The following is a 2,225-nucleotide window of genomic DNA, read 5'->3' as shown; positions in this document are numbered from 1 at the left end:
TGTAAAAGTAGGCGGCAAACGCCGTGTCGCCTCTCGGCGACCGGTTTCTCACCGCCTCTTCCCGAACCGGACTTGCGCCTTTCGTTACGCATCCGGCTCTCCAGAAGACATGGCGAACTCAGGCGTCCCCATCCAGGCGAGGCGGTATCGGCAGCTCGGGGTCATTGCGAGCAGAAATTGCTCGGTGAATCCGTCCCGCCAGACCGTGCGCGTGCACCGCAACTGACTAGGCCCACGAGAGGCCTGGAGTTCATGCGCTGACGCTTTTGGGCGCTTGTACCGCAGCCAACGCCATATTCGGTCTCCGACGTACCAGTCGAGACTGGTAAATACATCGCAGGCATAGGCGCAGTAGCGGTAGTAATTCGCCCATCCCTGTAGGATGGGATTGATCTCTTGGAGCTTTTCTTCAAGGCTGACGAGCGTGGTATTCCGCTTTGTCAGTTGCTTGATCCGGTGACGCAGATCGGCGACCTTGTGCTTTGGAACCTGAACGCGTGTGCCGAAGCCATAGCATTTGTTCCAATACGCGCCGAGGCTGAATCCGAGAAAATCGAACCCCTCGATCAAGGCCGTGACCTTTGTCTTTTCCGGCGACAGTTCCAGTCCCGTGGTCTCACGCAGGAATTCAGCCAGAGCGGATTTCTCCGCCAAGGCTTCCTCCCTTGTTCCTGATACCAGCAGGATGAAGTCGTCGGCGTAGCGCACGGGTAAGAATATGCATCGACCGGCTTTCCGGTCGCTGCCCCGTGCACTTCGGGCCGCTGTAACCCCGTCGATTTTGCGATGAGGATAGAGTTTCGTGCGGTGATCCGTCCACCTCTCGTAACGCTCCTCGATCGCACTAAGCACGATATTGGAGAGCAACGGTGAAATGATTCCGCCTTGAGGCGTGCCATTGTCTGTACGGAGGAACTGATCCTCTGCCAGTACGCCGGCCTTCAAGAACCGCCCGACCAGCCGCGTCACCCGACGGTCACCTACGCGAGAGCGCAACCGATTCATCAAGTGGTGGTGCGAGATCTGGTCGAAGCAGCTTTTGATGTCGCCTTCGATAACCCATGGGTACGGCAACCGGCTCCGTCGATTGTCCTGATCGCGTTTAAACGGCAGGGTGGCTCGGCGGAGGTACTCCAAAGCGCCATGGCTGCTCCTTCCGGGCCGAAACCCATAGGAAACATGCCAAAACTGCGCTTCGAAGATAGGCTCCAACAAGAGTTTGGCCGCGCCCTGTACGACGCGGTCCTTGATCGTAGGAATGCCCAGGGGTCGGTATTGTCCTGGTTTTCCGGCCTTTGGGATAAGGATGCGCTTCGAAGGGCTGGGCCGATATGCGCCGAGACGCAACTCAACCTGCAATCCTTCCAGAAAGCGCTTTTCACCCCATTTGGCGCGGATACGCCCTACGGTCATCCCGTCGACCCCAGCGGTGCGCCCGCCTCGATTAGAGGCCACGCGCCGCCAAGCACAGCGGATCGTGCGGATGTCGGTTAACCAACCCCACATGTCCCGCCATTTGTCGTCAGGATTTGCCTGACTCCACTGATAGAGTTTGCGTTGAACGCTGAGTATCCAAGCCTCGTCAGCTTGACGATCCATGTCCATGGACCATTTCTCCGTCATACAAGTCTATCGTCTTCCTGCTTCCCTTCGCCATGTGCATGGCTTTCCCATGCTCCGACTACTACGAAAGCTCCGCCCTCAGACTCGTCCTTCTCCGGTCGTCGCGGCTAGCCCAGTTCCGATCTGGGCAGGCGAGCTGAGTTCCCGTGTTCCGATCTTCAACCTTTGTGCCGTTAGGCGGTGAGCTATACCCCTCGCGATGCGGGAGATGGGCCAAGGAGAACCACTCCCATCTCGAATGCTATGTTCGCATTCACCAGCGAGGAACATTGAGCCGCGCCAGTTCTGTTCGCGTTATATTGCCTCCCACGCCATCGCGCGATTTGGAGACGGTCTCGGATATAGAGGCTTCCAACGCTCACTTCGTTATCTCGCCATGGGCACTGCGGTAGCCCGACCTGCGCTCGATGGGCGCATCCGGTACAGTTAAGGCCGCTCTGCTTATGACACCCAACCGGCGACACCCGGTCGAGCTTTGCGGCCCCCTTCCATCTACTGTTCTCTGTAGAGGGGCGGCGTTACAGCCGCCGGTCGAAAATCAGCCAGTTTGGGAGGTGATACCTAAGTCATACTTCACCTCCCGCGCCGTCACGGCGCACCGA

Annotated in this window: 1 protein-coding gene; it reads right to left on the bottom strand. The window is 58.3% G+C overall.

Going from position 1 to position 2,225, the window contains the following annotated elements; genetic code table 11:
• Positions 1 to 84: 84 nt before the first annotated feature.
• Complete coding sequence (gene ltrA, locus C9427_RS30910) at positions 85 to 1,605, bottom strand: group II intron reverse transcriptase/maturase (RefSeq protein ID WP_107652812.1); 1,521 nt, start codon at positions 1,603 to 1,605, stop codon at positions 85 to 87.
• Positions 1,606 to 2,225: the final 620 nt, after the last annotated feature.

Source organism: Mesorhizobium helmanticense, from assembly GCF_003034915.1.
GTDB lineage: Bacteria > Pseudomonadota > Alphaproteobacteria > Rhizobiales > Rhizobiaceae > Mesorhizobium > Mesorhizobium helmanticense.
Note: the sequence above shows the minus strand (reverse complement) of the source record. Positions and strands in the feature narration are given on the sequence as shown.